The following is a 17,770-nucleotide window of genomic DNA, read 5'->3' on the forward strand; positions in this document are numbered from 1 at the left end:
CGCAAGAACTTCTTCCCGATGACCCGAATTGCCCCACGAATGATTGGGCCTGATCATCGCTCAACGACATCTGACATGAACGCGTAATCTCCCCGCCGTGGCGAGGAAGTGCCTCTCCACACACCCCCCGCGAGGAGTCACCTGTGCGTGCTCTTGTCCGTATATCGCCGCGTACCTCACGTCGTGTACTCGGCACCGCCGTCCTGGCCGGAACCCTGGCCCTGGCGCCCTTCTCCGCCCCCGTCGTCGCCCAGGCATCCCCCACCCTGGCCGGCGCCGCCGCCGAGGAGTGCGACGAAGACTCCGCGCTCTCCGGTGCCCGCAAGGAGCGCGGCGCCGAGGCCCACGCCCACGAGCCCAACGAGGTCACCGCCGCCAAGGCCGAGGCCATGGACGACGACCTGCGCAAGAAGCTGGCCGCCGCCCGGTCGAACGGCCGGGTGAGCGCCCAGGCCGACGCCGCCGCCGTGGTGACCATCCCGGTCTACTTCCACGTCGTCCACAGCGGTACGACGGGCAAGCTCAGCGCCACCGCCGTCAACAACCAGATGAACGTGCTGAACTCGGCCTTCGGCGGCCAGGGCACCGGCAACGCGAACACCGGCTTCCAGTTCTCGCTGGCCGGCACCGACTACACGGACAACGCGAGCTGGTACAACCTGACCTCCGGCTCCACCGCCGAGAAGCAGATGAAGCAGACGCTCCGCAAGGGCGGCTCGAACGCGCTGAACATCTACACCGCCAAGCTCGGCGGCGGCCTGCTCGGCTGGGCGACCTTCCCGTCCTCGTACAACTCCAACCCGTCGATGGACGGCGTCGTCCTCCTCGACGGCTCGCTCCCGGGCGGCAACGCGGCCAACTACAACCAGGGCGACACCGGCACCCACGAGGTCGGCCACTGGATGGGCCTCTACCACACCTTCCAGGGCGGCTGTAACGGCAACGGCGACTACGTCAGCGACACCCCGGCCGAGAAGTCCCCCGCCTACGAGTGCCCGACCGGCCGCGACTCCTGCGCCTCCAAGACCGGAGCGGACCCGATCCACAACTTCATGGACTACACGTACGACTCCTGCATGTACCAGTTCACCCAGGGCCAGGTGACCCGGATGAACGACCACTGGACCGCCTACCGCGCCTGACGGCCCGTCCGCGGACGCCGAACGGCCCCCGGGGGGAACCCTCCCCCGGGGGCCGCCCCCGTCAGTTCTCCTCGGCCAGCCCGTCGAGGAAGTCGAGGGCGATCGCCCAGGTCCGCTCCGCGGCCTCGGCGTCCCAGTCCGGCAGCTCCGGGTCCGTGTACACGTGTCCGGCACCCCGGTAGCGGTACACCTCCACGTCCGCCCCGGCCTTGCGCATCTGGAGGTACCAGGAGGAGAGCCAGTCGTCCGTCTCGAAGGGGTCGGGCTCGGCCACGTGCAGCTGGACGGGCAGCTCGTCGACCGAGGCGTTCGGCGCGAGGTCCGAGGTGCCGTGGAGCAGCAGCAGTCCGCGGGCCTTCTCGTCGCCGAGCGCCAGGGTCTGCGCGACCGAGGCCCCGAAGGAGAAGCCCGCGTAGACGAGACCGCGCTCCGAGTAGGGGGCGGCGGCGAGCACGGCGCGCTTCAGCAGCTCGTCGGAGCCGATCCCGTCCTTCTTCGCCATGCCCTCCTCGACCGATTCGGTGGTCCAGCCGTCGAAGAGGTCCGGCACCCAGACCTGATGACCGGCGGCCCGCAGGCGTTCGGCGGCCGCCTCGACGGCCGGGCGCACTCCGTGCACCGAGTGGAAGAGCATGATGTCCATGCCCGCCATCCTGCCATCCGCGACCGGCGGGCTCCCGGAAGCGGCAGGTCAGCGCATCGAGCGGACGTCGAGCTGCCGCAGCACCCGGTCCACCACCTCGGGGTCGGCGCCCGGCTCGCTGCGCGCGGAGAGGACCGCGTGCCGGGCGGCCGACATCATCTCCCGCTGGATCGACTGGGCCTTCTTCACCCGCTCGGCCCGCTCCGTGAAGGCGGCCCGCCGCTCCTCGTCCACCATGTCCGGGCTGATCCGCGCCCCGATGTCGTAGGCCCCGCGCTGGAGCCGCTCGACGACCTCCTCGGGCAGCTCCTCGAACTCCTCGATCTCCTTCAGGCGCCGCTTGGCCGCCTTGGCGGCGCGGACGGCCAGCTCCCGCTCGAAGGCCCGCTCGGCGTCCGCGTCGGCCTTCACCCCGAGCCTGCGCACCAGCCAGGGCAGCGTGAGCCCCTGGACGACGAGCGTGGCCATGATCACGCAGAAGGCGATGAAGATCAGCTCGTCCCGGCCGGGGAAGGGCGAGCCGTCCTCGGTGGTCCGCGGGATGGCGAGGGCCAGCGCCACCGAGGCCACCCCGCGCATCCCGGACCACCACATGACGACGGTCTCCCGCCAGCTCATCGGGATCTCCTCGGCCACGTCCCTGCGGTCGTGCAGCCGCTTCGCCAGCCAGGTGGCGGGGAGCAGCCACAGCAGCCGGACCCCGACGACCACGGCGACGACCACGGCGCCCCAGCCGAGCATCTCGCCGACCCGGCCCTCCGCGACTCCGAAGACGTGGATCAGTTCGAGTCCGATGAGGCCGAAGGCGATGCCGGTGACGAGGGTGTCGACGATCTCCCAGAAGGTCTGGCCGGCGAGCCGCCCCATCACGTCGTCGGCGTCGACCGCGTACTCGGCGAGGAAGAGCGCGGTGACGAGGACCGCGAGCACGCCGGAGCCGTGCAGCTCCTCGGCGAGGACGTAGGAGACGAAGGGGACGAGGAGGGTGAGGCCGGTCTGGAGGGTGGCGTCACCGAGGAAGCCCATGATCTTGTTGGTGACCCAGCCGAGCGCGAGGCCGACGGCGACCGCGACGACCGCCGACAGGACCAGCTCGCCCAGCGCCTCCGGCCAGGAGAACTCGCCGCTCACCACGGCCGCGATGGCCACGTGGTAGAGCACGATCGCGGTGACGTCGTTGAACAGCCCCTCGCCCTCCAGGATCGACACCAGCCGCCGGGGCAGCCCGAGCGAGCCGGCCACGGCGGTCGCCGCGACCGGGTCGGGCGGCGCGACCAGGGCGCCCAGCGCGAGCGCGGCGGCCAGCGGGATCCCGGGAACCAGCACGTCCGCGACCGCGCCGACGGCGGCCGTGGTGACGAAGACCAGGGCGACCGCGAGCAGGAAGATCGGCCGCCGGTTCGCCGCGAACTGCCGCCAGGAGGTCCGCTGCACGGAGGCGTAGAGCAGCGGCGGCAGCACCAGCGGCAGGATGAACTCGGGCGGGATGTCGACGTTCGGCACGAAGGGCAGGAAGGCCAGCACGATCCCGAGGAGCGTCATCAGGACGGGCGCGGGCAGCCCCAGCCGCTCCCCCAGGGGGACGGTGAGCACGGCGCCGAGGAGCAGCAGGAACAGGAGGGCCAATTGATCCACGGCCCCACCCTGTCACGTACGTCCCTTTTGGCCGCGATTACCCTCTTGTTGGGGGCAGATGTCCGCTGTGGTACGGAACGGGTGCCGCGCTGGATCCCCCGGCGGGTACGGTCAGAGCACGGGATCCCCCGGCGGGTACGGTCAGAGCACGCGCCGCATCGCCCGGTGCGGGATCCCCGCGTCCGGGAACTCCCCGCCGTACGCCACATACCCCAGCCGCTCGTAGAAGCCGAGCGCCTGCGTCTGGGCGTGCAGGTCGACGGCGGTCAGACCGCGCTCGCGGGCCGCGTCCTCGATGGCCCCGACCAGCGCCGCGCCGATCCCGAGGCCGCGCGCCGCCCCGGCGACGGCGAGCCGTCCGAGGGAGCCCACGGAGGCGTCCCCACCCGTCCTGCCGGCCGCGTCGGCGCCGTGCAGCAGCCGGCCGGTGCCCAGCGGCACGCCGTCCGCGCGGACGGCGAGGACGTGCACGGCGGTGGAGTCGTACGTGTCGTACTCGAGCTCCCGGGGAACGCCCTGCTCCTCGACGAAGACCTCGCGGCGGACCGCGAAGCACGCCTCCAGGTCGCCCTCGCCCACGGCCTCCCGGACCGCGTACTCCTCGCGGACCGCGTACGCCTCGCTCACCGGCTCTCCGCCTCGATGCGGTCGAGGGCGGTGCGCAGGTCGGCCGGGTAGGTGGAGGCGAACTCGACCCACGTCCCGTCGCCGGGGTGCTCGAAGCCCAGCCGGACCGCGTGCAGCCACTGCCGGGTCAGCCCGAGGCGCTTGGCCATGGTCGGGTCGGCACCGTAGGTGAGGTCGCCGACGCAGGGGTGGCGGTGGGCCGACATGTGCACCCGGATCTGGTGGGTGCGGCCGGTCTCCAGCTTGATGTCGAGCAGCGAGGCCGCCCGGTACGCCTCGATGAGGTCGTAGTGGGTGACGGACGGCTTGCCGTCGGCGGTCACGGCCCACTTGTAGTCGTGGTTCGGGTGCCGGCCGATCGGCGCGTCGATGGTCCCGCTCAGCGGGTCCGGGTGGCCCTGGACCAGCGCGTGGTAGCGCTTGTCGACCGTGCGCTCCTTGAACTGGCGCTTGAGCGAGGTGTACGCGTACTCCGACTTGGCGACCACCATCAGGCCGGAGGTGCCGACGTCGAGCCGGTGCACGATGCCCTGGCGCTCGGCGGCGCCGGAGGTGGAGATCCGGTAGCCGGCGGCGGCGAGGCCGCCGATCACGGTGGTGCCGGTCCAGCCGGGGCTCGGATGGGCCGCGACCCCGACCGGCTTGGCGATCACCACGATGTCGTCGTCGTCGTGGACGATCTCCATGCCCTCCACGGGCTCGGCGACGACCTGCACGGGCGCGGGGGCGCCCGGCATCTCGACCTCCAGCCACGCGCCGCCGCTCACCCGCTCGGACTTGCCGACGACGGCGCCGTCGACCTGGACCTTCCCCGCGGCGGCGAGCTCGGCCGCCTTCGTACGGGAGAACCCGAACATACGGGCGATGGCGGCGTCGACGCGCTCGCCCTCCAGGCCATCGGGAACGGGCAGGGTGCGGATCTCGGGACTCGTGCTCACCCGTCGAGTATGCCTTGTGCCGGGAGTGCTCGGTCCTGGCCGCTCAGTCCTTGTGGACGGTGCCGTCCGGGTCCAGGCCCCGGAAGGACAGGATCACGATCAGGATGCCGCCGCAGACGATCGCCGAGTCGGCGAGGTTGAAGACGGCGAAGTGGGCCGGGGCGATGAAGTCCACGACCGCGCCCTCGAAGACGCCCGGCGAGCGGAACAGCCGGTCCGTGAGGTTGCCGAGCGCACCGCCGAGGAGCAGGCCCAGCGCGATCGCCCAGGGCAGGCTGTAGAGCTTGCGGGCCAGCCGGATGATCACCACGATGACGGCCGCCGCGATCACGGTGAAGACGATCGTGAACGCCTCGCCCATGCCGAAGGCCGCTCCGGGGTTCCGGATCGCCTCGAAGCGGAGCAGATCCCCGATGACCTTGATCGGCTCGCGGCCCTCCAGCTTCTCCACCACGACGATCTTGCTGCCGAGGTCGAGCAGATAGGCGAGGACGGCCACCACGAAGAGCGCGACGATCCGCCGCCTGCCCCTCGGCGCCTCCTCGGGCCCCCGCTCCTGGCCGGCCGAGTCCTCGGCCCCTGCTGAATCCGGCGTACCGATGACGCTCTCCGCCTCTGCCACGTGAGTGAGTCCCTCGTACCTCGTTGCCTGACCGTGCCCCGAGGGTACGGCACAGACGTACGAGACCGGCAGCCCGTACCGCCGGTCTCCGCACGTCGGAACGGCCCGGGCCGCCCCTCCGGATCCCGGGGGGACGCCCTGGGGCGTGTTTCGAGAGCGGCGCCGTCCGCCAGGCGTCGCGGGGCGGGCGGGACTCTCGAAGCACGCCCTAGCCGCGCCGCTCCTGCTTCTGCTTGTCCTCCACGCACAGGGTGGCGCGGGGGAACGCCTGCATGCGCGCCTTGCCGATGGGCTTGCCGCAGACCTCGCAGAGGCCGTAGGTGCCCGCGTCGAGCCGCTCCAGGGCGTGCTCGCTCTGCTCCAGCATCTCCCGCGCGTTCGCCGCCAGGGCGAGCTCGTGCTCGCGCGTGATGTTCTTGGTGCCGGTGTCGGCCTCGTCGTGGCCGGCCCCGTCCCCGGAGTCCCGCATGAGGCCGGTCAGCTCCTCCTGGGAGTGGACCAGCTCGCTGCGGAGCCGCAGCACCTCGGCCTGGAGCTCGCTGCGGGCCTCGGCGACCTCCTCCGGCGTCCAGGGGTCCTCGCCGGGCCGTACCGCGAGCTCGCCGGTACGCGCCGGGGGCACGGCCGCCTCGTCGTCGTCGGCGGTCGTGACGCCACCCGCGGTCTTCTTCGCTGCCACCGTCCTGGCTCCTGTCTGCTTCTTCGCGGCGGCCTTCCGGCCGACGGCCTTCTTCACGGACTTCTTCCCACCCGGATCCCCGGCGCCGGCCTCGGCCGCCGCATCGGGTTCCGGGGAGCCACCGCCGGCGCTCTTCTTCGCCGCGGCCTTCTTCGCGGGGGCCTTCTTCGCCGCGGCCTTCTTGGCGGTCGCCTTCTTCGCGGTCGCCTTCTTCGCGGTCGCCTTCTTGGCGGGGGCCTTCTCGGCGGCGATCCCCGACGCGTCCGCTTCCCCGGCGGCCCCGGCCGGATCGGCGCCTGCGGACTCCTCGGCGGCAGTCTTCTTCGCCGCGGCCTTACCGGCTGCGGGCTTCGCGGCGGACCTCGCGGCCGGTCGCGCCGCCGGCCTCTTCCCGGGCGCGCCCCCGGGAGGCGCGGGATCGCCCGGGGAACCGGCGGGCCCGGGGTCCCCGGCGCCGGCCGGGGACTGCTTCGCGGCGGTCTTCTTCGCCACCATGTCGCGGCCCCTTCACATTTTGTGATCTTGCTCGCGCATCGTGCTGGGACGATAAATCGGCCCAGGGCGCGCGGCAACGGGGCACGCCGCCCGCTCCGCCCGCCCCGCGGCCCTCGGCGCGGACCCGTGAGAAGTGGTGCCCAACTCCCCGGCGGGTTATCCACCCACCCCGTCCCCCACATGGCCCTCTCCGAGCCCGGACCGCCCCATGTGCCCATTCGGGTCACGCGGAATCCGGTCGGCCCGGCGCCCCCGCGCCCCGTACACTGGCCTCAGCGAGAGGCGTCGATGGGGACCAGTAGCGTCGTGCGCGAGCCATGAGCGACCCGGGGACGGTGAGAGCCCGGGGGTGAGCCCGATGCGAAGCATCACCCCGGAGCTGCCGGAAGAAAGCCGTGTGGACACGCACCACCACGCACGGCGACTAGACCCGGTGTCGCGACCCCAATGAGGGGGCTTCGGTCGGTCACGCCCGGAGCCAAGGAGGGTGGTACCGCGGGAGCACGGCTCTCGTCCCTCCGACGGAAAGCAGCACATGTCCGTCCGGAGGAGAGTCCGCCGCATGACCACGCCGCAGTACCGCCAGGTGCCCGCCCAGGTCGACCTGTCCGCGCTCGAGCACGCCGTGCTCGACTTCTGGCAGCAGAACAAGGTCTTCGCCAAGACCCTGGAGCAGTCCGAGGGCCGCCCCGAGTGGGTCTTCTACGAAGGCCCGCCCACCGCCAACGGCATGCCAGGCGCCCACCACATCGAGGCCCGCGTCTTCAAGGACGTCTTCCCCCGCTTCCGCACCATGCGCGGCTACCACGTCGCCCGCAAGGCCGGCTGGGACTGCCACGGCCTCCCCGTCGAGCTCGCCGTCGAGAAGGAGCTCGGCTTCTCCGGCAAGAAGGACATCGAGGAGTACGGCATCGCGGAGTTCAACGCGAAGTGCCGCGAGTCGGTGACCCGCCACACCGACGCCTTCGCCGAGCTCACGACCCGCATGGGCTACTGGGTCGACCTCGACGACGCCTACCGGACCATGGACCCCTCGTACATCGAGTCGGTCTGGTGGTCGCTCAAGCAGATCTTCGACAAGGGCCTGCTCGTCCAGGACCACCGCGTCGCCCCCTGGTGCCCCCGCTGCGGCACCGGCCTCTCCGACCACGAGCTGGCCCAGGGGTACGAGACGGTCGTCGACCCCTCCGTCTACGTCCGCTTCCCGCTGACCTCCGGCCCGCTCGCCGGCAAGGCCGCCCTCCTGGTCTGGACGACGACCCCGTGGACCCTGGTGTCCAACACGGCCGTCGCCGCCCACCCCGAGGTCACCTACGTCGTCGCCACCGACGGCGACGAGCGCCTGGTCGTCGCCGAGCCGCTGCTCGACAAGGCCCTCGGCGAGGGCTGGGTCACCACCGGCGAGTCCTTCACCGGCAAGGAGATGGAGCGCTGGACCTACCAGCGCCCCTTCGAGCTGGTCCCCTTCGACGCCCCGGCGCACTACGTCGTCAACGCCGACTACGTCACCACCGAGGACGGCACCGGCCTCGTCCACCAGTCCCCCGCCTTCGGCGAGGACGACCTCAAGGTCTGCAAGGCGTACGGCCTGCCGATGGTCAACCCGGTCCGCCAGGACGGCACCTTCGAGGAGGAACTGCCGCTGGTCGGCGGCGTCTTCTTCAAGAAGGCCGACGAGGCCCTCACCGCCGATCTGGAAGCGCGCGGCCTGCTCTACCGGCACATCCCGTACGAGCACAGCTACCCGCACTGCTGGCGCTGCCACACGGCACTGCTCTACTACGCGCAGCCGTCCTGGTACATCCGCACGACCGCCGTCAAGGACCGCCTGCTCGAAGAGAACGAGAACACCAACTGGTTCCCGGACTCCGTCAAGCACGGCCGCTTCGGCGACTGGCTGAACAACAACATCGACTGGGCGCTCTCCCGCAACCGCTACTGGGGCACCCCGCTGCCGATCTGGCGCTGCGAGGAGGGGCACCTCACCTGCGTCGGCTCCCGCGCCGAACTGACCGAGCTGACCGGCACCGACCAGTCCGGGCTCGACCCGCACCGCCCCTACATCGACGACGTCACCTTCGGCTGCCCGGCCGAGGGCTGCTCCCTCGAAGCCGTCCGCGTCCCCGAGGTCATCGACGCCTGGTACGACTCGGGCTCCATGCCGTTCGCTCAGTACGGCTACCCGTACCAGAACAAGGAGCTGTTCGAGAGCCGCTACCCGGCCCAGTTCATCTCCGAGGCCATCGACCAGACCCGTGGCTGGTTCTACACGCTGATGGCCGTCGGCACGCTCGTCTTCGACAAGTCCTCGTACGAGAACGTGGTCTGCCTCGGCCACATCCTCGCCGAGGACGGCCGCAAGATGTCCAAGCACCTCGGCAACATCCTCCAGCCCATCCCGCTGATGGACCAGCACGGCGCCGACGCCGTCCGCTGGTTCATGGCGGCCGGCGGCTCCCCCTGGGCGGCCCGCCGCGTCGGCCACGGCACCATCCAGGAGGTCGTCCGCAAGACCCTCCTCACGTACTGGAACACGGTCGCCTTCCAGGCCCTGTACGCGCGTACGTCCGGCTGGGCGCCGTCCGCCGCCGACCCGGCCCCGGCCGACCGCTCCGTCCTCGACCGGTGGCTGCTCTCCGAGCTGAACACGCTCGTCGCCGAGGCCACCGAGGCGATGGAGGCGTACGACACCCAGCGCACCGGCAAGCTCCTCTCCGCCTTCGTCGACGACCTCTCCAACTGGTACGTGCGCCGCTCCCGCCGCCGCTTCTGGCAGGGCGACAAGGCGGCCCTGCGGACCCTGCACGAGGTCGTCGAGACGGTCACCCGCCTGATGGCCCCGCTGACCCCGTTCATCACCGAGCGGGTCTGGCAGGACCTGGTCGTCCCGGTCACCCCGGACGCCCCCGAGTCGGTCCACCTCGCCACCTGGCCGGAGGCGGACGCGGCGCTGATCGACAGCACGCTCTCCGAGCAGATGACGCTGGTCCGCCGCCTGGTCGAGCTGGGCCGCGCGACCCGCGCCGAGTCGGGTGTGAAGACCCGTCAGCCGCTCTCCCGCGCGCTGGTCGCCGCCACCGGCTTCGCCGCGCTGTCGCCCGAGCTCCAGGCCCAGATCACGGAGGAGCTGAACGTCACCTCCCTCGCCTCCCTCTCCGAGGTCGGCGGCTCGCTCGTCGACACCACCGCCAAGGCGAACTTCCGCGCGCTCGGCAAGCGCTTCGGCAAGGGCGTCCAGGACGTCGCCAAGGCCGTGGCCGCGGCCGACGCGGCGGCCCTGGCGCTGGCCCTGCGGGACGGCGAGGCCGGCCTCGAGGTGAACGGCGAGACGATCACCGTCACGCCCGAGGAGATCATCATCACGGAGACCCCGCGCGAGGGCTGGTCGGTCGCCTCCGACTCCGGCGCGACGGTCGCACTGGACCTGGAGATCACGCCGGAGCTCCGCAAGGCCGGTCTCGCCCGGGACGCGATCCGCCTCATCCAGGAGGCCCGCAAGAACAGCGGCCTCGACGTCGCCGACCGCATCGCGCTGCGCTGGGTCTCGACCTCCCCGGAGACCGCGGAGGCGCTCCAGGCCCACGCCGGCCTGATCGCGGACGAGGTCCTGGCGACGGAGTACGCGGAGGGCGCCCCCTCCGAGGGCTTCGGCCCGGCCTTCACGGACGAGCCCCTCGCCCTCACCTTCCACCTCCGCAAGGCCTGACCGACAGCCGAAGGGCCCCGCACTCCCTGGGGAGTGCGGGGCCCTTCCGCATGCCCCGGGCCCGAACCGGGCCCGGGCACGGCGAAGGGCCAGGCACTGGAGCGACTCCAGATCCTGGCCCTTCGGCTGCCGACGGCTACGTGCTCAGCGCACGCTCAACCGCCGCCTCAGTTGTCGTCCTCGTCGATCAGGAAGCCACGCATCGGCGCGGGCGCCTGCTGCATCGGCTGCGGCGCCTGCGGACGGACCGGAGCCATCGGCTGGGTCATCGCGGGCGACATCTGCTGCTGACCGCCGTACGACGGGGCAGCGCCCATGGACGGACCGCCGCCCATCGGACCGTTGCCGCCGTAGGACGGCGCACCCGCACCGGCGGACGCCATGGACGGGGCCGGCGGCAGCGAGGCCGTGGCCGGGGTCCGCGGCGGGGCCAGCGAGTCGTCCGCCTGGGTCTCCAGCTGACGCAGCTGCGACTCCAGGTAGGACTTCAGACGGGTCCGGTACTCGCGCTCGAAGCCGCGCAGGTCCTCGACCTTGCGCTCCAGCGTGGCGCGGGCGGACTCCAGGGAGCCCATCGCGACGCGGTGCTTCTCCTGCGCGTCCCGCTCGAGAGCGTCCGCCTTGGCGCGGGCGTCCCGCTCCAGGCCCTCGGCGCGCGAACGCGCCTCGCCGACGATCTTGTTGGCCTCGGAGCGGGCCTCGGCGATCGCCTGGTCGGCGGTCTGCTGGGCCAGCGAGAGGACACGGGCGGCGCTGTCGCCACCGGGCTGCTGCGGCGGCTGCGGCTGCATCTGCTGCTGCGGGTGACCCATGGGGCCGCCCTGCATCGGGCCGGGACCCATCGGACCGCCCTGCATCGGGCCCGGACCCATGGGTCCGCCCTGCATGGGGCCGGCGGGAAGCTGAGGAGCACCGGAAGGCAGCTGCGGCGGGCCCATCTGCGGCGGCTGCTGCTGGACCGGCGGACCGGATATGGCGGCGGGCACGGGGGCGCCGGGACCGACCGGACGGTTGTCCTGCGGCTCCGGCGGCTTGCGCATGGCCTGCTGCTGGTTCTGCGCGGCCGCGCGCGTGGCGGCGGCCAGCTTGGCGCGCAGGTCCTCGTTCTCGCGGAGCAGGCGGGTCAGCTCGGCCTCGACCTCGTCGAGAAAGGCATCGACCTCGTCCTCGTCATAGCCTTCTCGAAGGCGGACGGTCGTGAACTGCTTGTTCCGCACGTCCTCGGGGGTCAGCGGCATCTCTTCTTCACCTCTACGTAGTCGTCGGCAGTCGGCAGGACCGTATCGTCCATCCTCACCTCGCGAGCGAGTTCACGACGTTGATGAGGATGTAGACGATGATCATCAGAACGAAGAAGGACAGATCGAGTGCCACGCCCCCGAGACGCAACGGCGGGATGAGCCGCCGAAGAAGCTTGAGCGGTGGATCGGTGACAGTGTAGGTGGCCTCCAGAACGACCACCATCGCCTTGCCGGGTTCCCATGAACGGGCGAACTGGAAGACGTAGTCCATGACCAGCCGGAAGATCAGGAAGACGAGGAAGCACATCAGCGCGATGTAGACCACCTGTAGTGCGACGCCCATCCCGCGGTTCCCTCTCCCCTGGCTCTCTGGCCCTCAGCTTGCTCCGGCCGCCTTCGCGGCCGGTCCGTCCGGTTCGTTTCTCAGCTCTGGTTGAAGAATCCGCCCTCTGCGATCCGGGCCTTGTCCTCCGCCGTGACATCGACGTTAGCAGGCGACAACAGGAACACCTTCTGCGTCACGCGCTCAATGCTGCCATGGAGCCCGAAGACGAGTCCGGCGGCAAAGTCGACAAGTCGCTTCGCGTCCGTGTCGTCCATCTCCGTGAGGTTCATGATCACCGGGGTGCCCTCACGGAAGTGTTCCCCGATGGTACGGGCCTCGTTGTAGGTCCGGGGGTGCAGCGTGGTGATGCGGTACGGCTCCCGCTCGGACACGACCTTGGGCATGATCACCGGTGCGTTCTTCTCCAGGCTCGGGCGTTCGGGTGTGATGGATGCCACGGGGGCAATTCGGGCCGGACGTCCGCTTTCGGCGAGTACCGGGACAGAGTGGGCGATGGGTTCCCGGGGCGCGGGGGGCTGCACCACGCGGACCGGCTCCTCGCGCTCGATCTGGCGCGGAGGGGTGTGACGCCGCTCCCGCTCGGGCTCCGGCTCCAGCTCGGGTTCGAAGTCGTCGTCGGGGTCGAAGCCCCGGCCGTCGTACCCATCGTCCTCCACGAGACCGAGGTAGACCGCCATCTTGCGCATCGCGCCGGCCATGCTCCGATTCCTCCGCTCTGTGGTGGATCGGCCTCGTCACCAAGTGCCCGTGATCCACGGGCCACCCCGCCGTTCGCGGAATGACCATATTTTCTGCTGTGGTCCGACCTGCTTCGCGACGTTACCCGAGCTTCGGGCGGACTCCGAGTACCGCCGTACCGACGCGTACGTGTGTCGCCCCGGCGGCGATGGCGTCCTCGAGGTCCGCGCTCATGCCCGCTGAGACCATGTTCGCAGCCGGACGGGTCGCGCGCAGGGCAGTCGACAAATCCATCAGCCGGTCGAAGGCGGCGCGTTGCCGCCCGGCGTACGCGCCGACGAGCGGGGCGACCGTCATCAGGCCGCCGAGCCGCAGCCCGGGCGCCGCGTCGATCGCCGCGGCCAACTCCTCGACGCCGTCCGGCGCCACACCGCCCCGGTCGCCGCGCCCGCCGGCCTCGGCGTCGAGGGCGACCTGGATCAGACAGCCGAGTTCACGCCCGCCCCTCTCGGCGGCGGCGGAGAGGGAGGAGACGAGCTTGAGCCGGTCGACAGACTGCACCACATCGGCATAACCCACCACGGATCTGACCTTGTTGGTCTGCAACTGACCGACGAAGTGCCAGGCGAGGTCGAGGTCGGCGCAGGCGGCCGCCTTGGGCGCGGCGTCCTGGTCGCGGTTCTCCGCCACGTTCCGCACCCCGAGTCCGTGCAGGATCCGCACGTCGCTCGCCGGGTAGGTCTTGGTGACCACGATGAGGGTCACGTCCTCGCGGGGGCGGCCGGCGGCGGCGCAGGCGGCCGCGATCCGCTCCTCCACCCGCGCGAGGTTCTCCGCGAGTTCGGCCTTACGGTCCGTCATGCCTCTTACCTGCCCAACCAGACATATCCCGCGAGTCGCCCTGTGGTGCGGTCGCGTCGGTACGAGTAGTGGTCCGGGGACTCCAGGGTGCAGACCCCGGCGTCCTCGACGTCGGTCACCCCGAGCCGGGCCAGCTGGGCCCGGACGCCTGCGGCGACGTCGACGGCGGGGGTGCCCCAGGAGGTCTCGGCGTACGCGTCGGGTTCGACGGCGGCGACCTCGGCGCGCATCGCCTCGGGGACCTCGTAACAGCGTCCGCAGACGGCGGGGCCGGTGCGGGCGGTGATCCGGCCGGGCTCGGCGCCGAGCTTCGCCATCGCCTCGACGGCGGCGGGGACGACCCCGGCCAGCATGCCCGGCCGTCCGGCGTGCGCGGCGGCGACGACGCCGGCGACCGGGTCGGCGAGGAGGACGGGGACGCAGTCCGCGGTGAGGACGGCGAGGCCGAGCCCCCGGCGGGTGGTGACGATCGCGTCGACGGAGGGGGCGGCGTCGGCGCCGGCCCAGGGGCCGTCGACCACGGCGACCCCGGCGCCGTGGACCTGGTTCATCCAGACGACGAGGCCGGGGTCGAGCCCCAGTCCGGCGGCGGCGCGGGCCCGGTTGGCGCGGACGGCCTCCGGGTCGTCGCCGACGGCGCCGCCGAGGTTGAGCTCCTCGTACGGAACGGCGCTCACCCCGCCCCACCTGTCGGTGAAGGCGAAGTGCGCGCCGTTCGTGGTGAAGCGGTGCCCTATCACTTCAGGAAGTCCGGCACGTCCAGCTCCTCGGCGGGGCTGTCCGCGTACGGGCGGGCCGGCGGGACCACCGGCGGGGTGGGCGGCAGCGGGGTCTCGCTGACGGCCGGGGCCTGCTCGACCGGGGCGGCGACGGGCTCCTCGCGGGGCGTCACCGTGCCGAGGCCGCCGAGCGGGCGGGAGGGCTCGGCGACGCGGGGGGCCGGGGCCGGCTCCTCGCGCTTGGCGGAGACCGAGCCGATGATGTTGTCCCGGCGGGCGGGCGGCTGGCCGCCGTCGAAGCCGGCCGCGATGACGGTGACCCGGACCTCGTCGCCGAGGGCGTCGTCGATGACGGCGCCGAAGATGATGTTGGCCTCCGGGTGGGCGGCCTCGCTGACCAGCTGGGCGGCCTCGTTGATCTCGAAGAGACCGAGGTCGCTGCCGCCGGAGATGGAGAGGAGCACACCGCGGGCGCCGTCGATGGACGCCTCCAGGAGCGGCGAGGAGATCGCCATCTCGGCCGCGGCCACCGCGCGGTCGTCGCCGCGGGCGGAGCCGATGCCCATGAGGGCGGAACCCGCCTCGGACATGACCGACTTGACGTCGGCGAAGTCGAGGTTGATCAGACCCGGGGTGGTGATGAGGTCGGTGATGCCCTGGACACCGCTGAGCAGGACCTGGTCCGCCGACTTGAAGGCGTCGAGGACCGAGACCTGGCGGTCCGAGATGGACAGCAGGCGGTCGTTCGGGATGACGATGAGGGTGTCGACCTCTTCGCGGAGCTCGGCGATGCCGTCCTCCGCCTGGTTGGCGCGCCGCCGGCCCTCGAAGGTGAACGGACGGGTGACCACGCCGATCGTCAGGGCGCCCAGGGAGCGGGCGATGTTGGCGACGACGGGCGCGCCGCCGGTGCCGGTGCCGCCGCCCTCGCCGGCGGTGACGAAGACCATGTCGGCCCCCTTGAGGACCTCCTCGATCTCCTCGCGGTGGTCCTCGGCCGCCTTGCGGCCGACGGCAGGGTTGGCCCCGGCCCCGAGGCCGCGGGTCAGTTCACGGCCGACGTCGAGCTTGACGTCGGCGTCGCTCATCAACAGTGCCTGTGCGTCGGTGTTGATGGCGATGAACTCGACGCCCTTGAGACCGACCTCGATCATTCGGTTGATGGCATTGACACCACCGCCGCCGACACCGATGACCTTGATGACTGCGAGGTAGTTCTGCGGTGCTGCCACGTCGAAGGCCTCTCGCCTCGAGTTACGTGTCGTCGTAGCGCGGTGGTTGGCGCGCCGCGACGACGGATGCCGATGGGGTGGTCCGTGCGCCGACCCCAACCCTAACGTTGAAGTTTAGGGTTACCAGTGTCCCTGTTCGCTGGACTCTTCCGAACAGGACACTAAGTCGACTAGCGGCGCGCGTTCAACGAACACGCCGAACCTCCCGTTTTTCTTTTCACCCTATGTGATCACCCGTAGCGCTGGCCAACCAGGGTGCTGGCCAGCGCCGATGCGCGTCAACTCCCCGACGAGGCGGGCGCGCTGGGGGCACTTACGTCGAAGTGCCCCGCTTTGGGGGTTGCCTTCATCAGGGCGGTGAGCACCCGGGCCTTCGCGAGCCCGTGTTCGGCACTGCCCCAGAAGACGGTGCGATCCCGGGTCAGCTCCAGAGTGACGGAGTCGTACGAGGAGAGGCGCACGACACGAGTGTCCTTCGCGATCGTGTCCGGGAGTTCACCCCGTACGCGCACCGCCTCGGCCAGCAGACGGTCCGCGTCGAAGCGTCGCAGGCTGGGGGAAGCGGCCGCGTCCAGGACGAGCCGGGGCACTCCGCGGGTCGGAGTCGTGACGGTCGCGAACGGGACGGCCGTGGCGTCCACTTCGGTGAAAGATCCGTTCTTCACCAGAAGGAGCACGGGTTTCCGTTCGATCACTTCGATCCCGATTCCGTGCGGCCAGGACCGGAATACGTCGACCGAGGCGATCCGGGGCAGTTCCTCCCGGAGCCGCGCCTCGATGGCCTCGGTGTCGACGGTGACCAGCGGGGCGCCGACCGGGACGGCGGCGACGGCCTCGACCTCGGCCGCGGCGAGCACCGCCGTGCCCGAAGTCTTCACACGTTCCACACGGAACCAGGTGGAGCCGTAGAGGGCCCAGACGGTGCCGCCGGCGAGCAGGAGCAGGCCGGCGGCGACCAGGGCGAGCTTCAGGCCGGTCGGCCGGAGACGTCCGCCCGGCCCTTCCGGCCGGGGCTGCCGGTCCGACGACCCTGGTCGCTTCCCGGTGCCGCTCTGCTCCGCGGTCGTCGGTCCGGCTGCCACGCGCGCCTCTTCCCTCGGTCCCCCGCTACGCCTGTCGGCGGGCGGCGATCGCCTCGTACACCATGCCGACGAGCAGGTCGTCGGCGTCCCGGCGGCCGAACTCGGAGGCGGCGCGGGACATCTCGTACAGCCGGTGCGGATCGGCCAGTACGGGCAGGACGTTGGCCTGCACCCACTGCGGCGACAGCTCCGCGTCGTCGACGAGGAGTCCGCCGCCGGCCTTGACCACCGGCTGCGCGTTGAGCCGCTGTTCGCCGTTGCCGATGGGCAGCGGGACGTAGGCGGCGGGCAGCCCGACGGCGGAGAGCTCGGCGACGGTCATGGCGCCCGCGCGGCAGAGCATCATGTCGGCCGCGGCGTACGCCAGATCCATCCGGTCCACGTACGGTACCGGCACGTACGGCGGCATTCCGGGCATGTTGTCGACGCGCGGCAGTTCGTTCTTCGGGCCGACCGCGTGCAGGATCTGGATGCCGGAGCGCTGGAGCACCGGAGCGACCTGCTGGACGACCTCGTTGAGCCGCCGCGCGCCCTGGGAGCCGCCGGAGACCAGCAGCGTGGGCAGGTTGGGGTCGAGGCCGAAGGCGGCGCGCGCCTCGGGCCGGACCCGGGCCCGGTCGAGGGTGGCGATGGTGTGCCGCAGCGGGATGCCGATGTAACGGGCGTTGCGGAGCTTGGAGTCCGGGGTGGCGACGGCCACGCCGGCCGCGTACCGGGAGCCGATCTTGTTGGCCAGACCGGGCCGCGCGTTGGCCTCGTGGACCACGATCGGCACACCGAGCCGCTTGGCGGCCAGATAGCCGGGCAGCGCCACGTAACCGCCGAAGCCGACCACGCAGTCCGCCTTGGTGCGCTCCAGGATCTGCTCGGCGGCCTTGATGGTGCCGCGCAGCCGTCCGGGGACGGTGATCAGCTCGGGGGTGGGTTTGCGGGGCAGCGGTACGGCGGGGATGAGCGCCAGCTCGTAGCCGCGCTCGGGCACGAGCCGGGTCTCCAGGCCCTTCTCCGTGCCCAGCGCCGTGATGCCCACGCTCGGGTCCTGCCTGCGCAGGGCGTCCGCGAGGGCGAGCGCCGGCTCGATGTGACCGGCGGTCCCCCCGCCGGCGAGTACGACATGCACCGAA

Annotated in this window: 16 protein-coding genes; 2 read left to right on the forward strand and 14 right to left on the reverse strand. The window is 71.6% G+C overall.

Annotated features, from left to right (window positions below):
- The first annotated feature begins 143 nt into the window (after positions 1-143).
- Positions 144-1,142, forward strand: a complete 999-nt coding sequence (locus tag ACFYT9_RS10395; RefSeq protein WP_389162167.1) for a zinc metalloprotease — start codon at positions 144-146, stop codon at positions 1,140-1,142.
- A 61-nt stretch (positions 1,143-1,203) separates the two neighbouring features.
- Here the strand turns inward: ACFYT9_RS10395 and ACFYT9_RS10400 are convergent, their stop codons facing one another.
- From ACFYT9_RS10400 to ACFYT9_RS10425, 6 genes are all read right to left on the reverse strand, one after another.
- The gene (locus ACFYT9_RS10400; protein WP_376601254.1) at positions 1,204-1,785 is read right to left on the reverse strand and encodes a dienelactone hydrolase family protein; all 582 of its coding nucleotides are present in this window, start codon (positions 1,783-1,785) and stop codon (positions 1,204-1,206) included.
- Positions 1,786-1,833: 48 nt separating this feature from the next.
- Positions 1,834-3,420, reverse strand: a complete 1,587-nt coding sequence (locus ACFYT9_RS10405; protein ID WP_389162169.1) for a Na+/H+ antiporter — start codon at positions 3,418-3,420, stop codon at positions 1,834-1,836.
- 141 nt (positions 3,421-3,561) lie between these two features.
- Complete coding sequence (locus ACFYT9_RS10410) at positions 3,562-4,047, reverse strand: GNAT family N-acetyltransferase (protein ID WP_389162171.1); 486 nt, start codon at positions 4,045-4,047, stop codon at positions 3,562-3,564.
- Positions 4,044-4,985: an RluA family pseudouridine synthase gene (locus ACFYT9_RS10415; RefSeq protein ID WP_376601249.1), complete on the reverse strand. Its 942-nt coding sequence runs from the start codon at positions 4,983-4,985 to the stop codon at positions 4,044-4,046. Before ACFYT9_RS10415 ends, ACFYT9_RS10410 begins: the two co-directional genes overlap by 4 nt.
- 43 nt (positions 4,986-5,028) lie before the next feature.
- A complete protein-coding gene (gene lspA, locus ACFYT9_RS10420) occupies positions 5,029-5,607 on the reverse strand; it encodes a signal peptidase II (protein WP_387270766.1) in 579 nt (192 codons plus the stop codon).
- Between the two features lie 208 nt (positions 5,608-5,815).
- Positions 5,816-6,781, reverse strand: coding sequence for a TraR/DksA family transcriptional regulator (locus tag ACFYT9_RS10425; protein WP_389162173.1), 966 nt, complete (start codon positions 6,779-6,781; stop codon positions 5,816-5,818).
- A 562-nt stretch (positions 6,782-7,343) separates the two neighbouring features.
- Between ACFYT9_RS10425 and ileS the strand changes: the two genes are divergently transcribed.
- A complete protein-coding gene (gene ileS, locus ACFYT9_RS10430; RefSeq protein ID WP_389162175.1) occupies positions 7,344-10,487 on the forward strand; it encodes an isoleucine--tRNA ligase in 3,144 nt (1,047 codons plus the stop codon).
- 167 nt (positions 10,488-10,654) lie between these two features.
- Here the strand turns inward: ileS and ACFYT9_RS10435 are convergent, their stop codons facing one another.
- The 8 genes from ACFYT9_RS10435 to murG all read right to left on the reverse strand — a co-directional run bounded on the left by ACFYT9_RS10435 (position 10,655) and on the right by murG (position 17,766).
- On the reverse strand, positions 10,655-11,725 hold the full coding sequence (locus tag ACFYT9_RS10435) for a DivIVA domain-containing protein (protein ID WP_351100226.1): 1,071 nt from the start codon (positions 11,723-11,725) through the stop codon (positions 10,655-10,657).
- 55 nt (positions 11,726-11,780) lie between these two features.
- Positions 11,781-12,071 carry a YggT family protein gene (locus ACFYT9_RS10440; RefSeq protein WP_376600966.1) on the reverse strand — a complete coding sequence of 97 codons (291 nt, stop codon included), beginning with the start codon at positions 12,069-12,071 and terminating at the stop codon, positions 11,781-11,783.
- 80 nt (positions 12,072-12,151) lie between these two features.
- Positions 12,152-12,772, reverse strand: a complete 621-nt coding sequence (locus ACFYT9_RS10445; protein ID WP_359672855.1) for a cell division protein SepF — start codon at positions 12,770-12,772, stop codon at positions 12,152-12,154.
- A 121-nt stretch (positions 12,773-12,893) separates the two neighbouring features.
- On the reverse strand, positions 12,894-13,613 hold the full coding sequence (locus ACFYT9_RS10450; RefSeq protein ID WP_387270775.1) for a YggS family pyridoxal phosphate-dependent enzyme: 720 nt from the start codon (positions 13,611-13,613) through the stop codon (positions 12,894-12,896).
- 5 nt (positions 13,614-13,618) lie between these two features.
- Positions 13,619-14,353: a peptidoglycan editing factor PgeF gene (gene pgeF / locus ACFYT9_RS10455; RefSeq protein WP_389162177.1), complete on the reverse strand. Its 735-nt coding sequence runs from the start codon at positions 14,351-14,353 to the stop codon at positions 13,619-13,621.
- Complete coding sequence (ftsZ, locus tag ACFYT9_RS10460) at positions 14,350-15,564, reverse strand: cell division protein FtsZ (RefSeq protein WP_387270779.1); 1,215 nt, start codon at positions 15,562-15,564, stop codon at positions 14,350-14,352. Before ftsZ ends, pgeF begins: the two co-directional genes overlap by 4 nt.
- Positions 15,565-15,842: 278 nt before the next feature.
- Positions 15,843-16,646 (reverse strand): cell division protein FtsQ/DivIB, encoded by an 804-nt coding sequence (locus ACFYT9_RS10465; RefSeq protein ID WP_389162179.1) that lies wholly within the window; start codon positions 16,644-16,646, stop codon positions 15,843-15,845.
- A 25-nt stretch (positions 16,647-16,671) separates the two neighbouring features.
- A complete protein-coding gene (gene murG, locus ACFYT9_RS10470; protein WP_189850178.1) occupies positions 16,672-17,766 on the reverse strand; it encodes an undecaprenyldiphospho-muramoylpentapeptide beta-N-acetylglucosaminyltransferase in 1,095 nt (364 codons plus the stop codon).
- Positions 17,767-17,770 lie beyond the last annotated feature (4 nt).

Origin of the sequence: Streptomyces sp. NPDC004435 (assembly GCF_042873895.1) — a bacterium.
Taxonomy (GTDB): domain Bacteria; phylum Actinomycetota; class Actinomycetes; order Streptomycetales; family Streptomycetaceae; genus Streptomyces.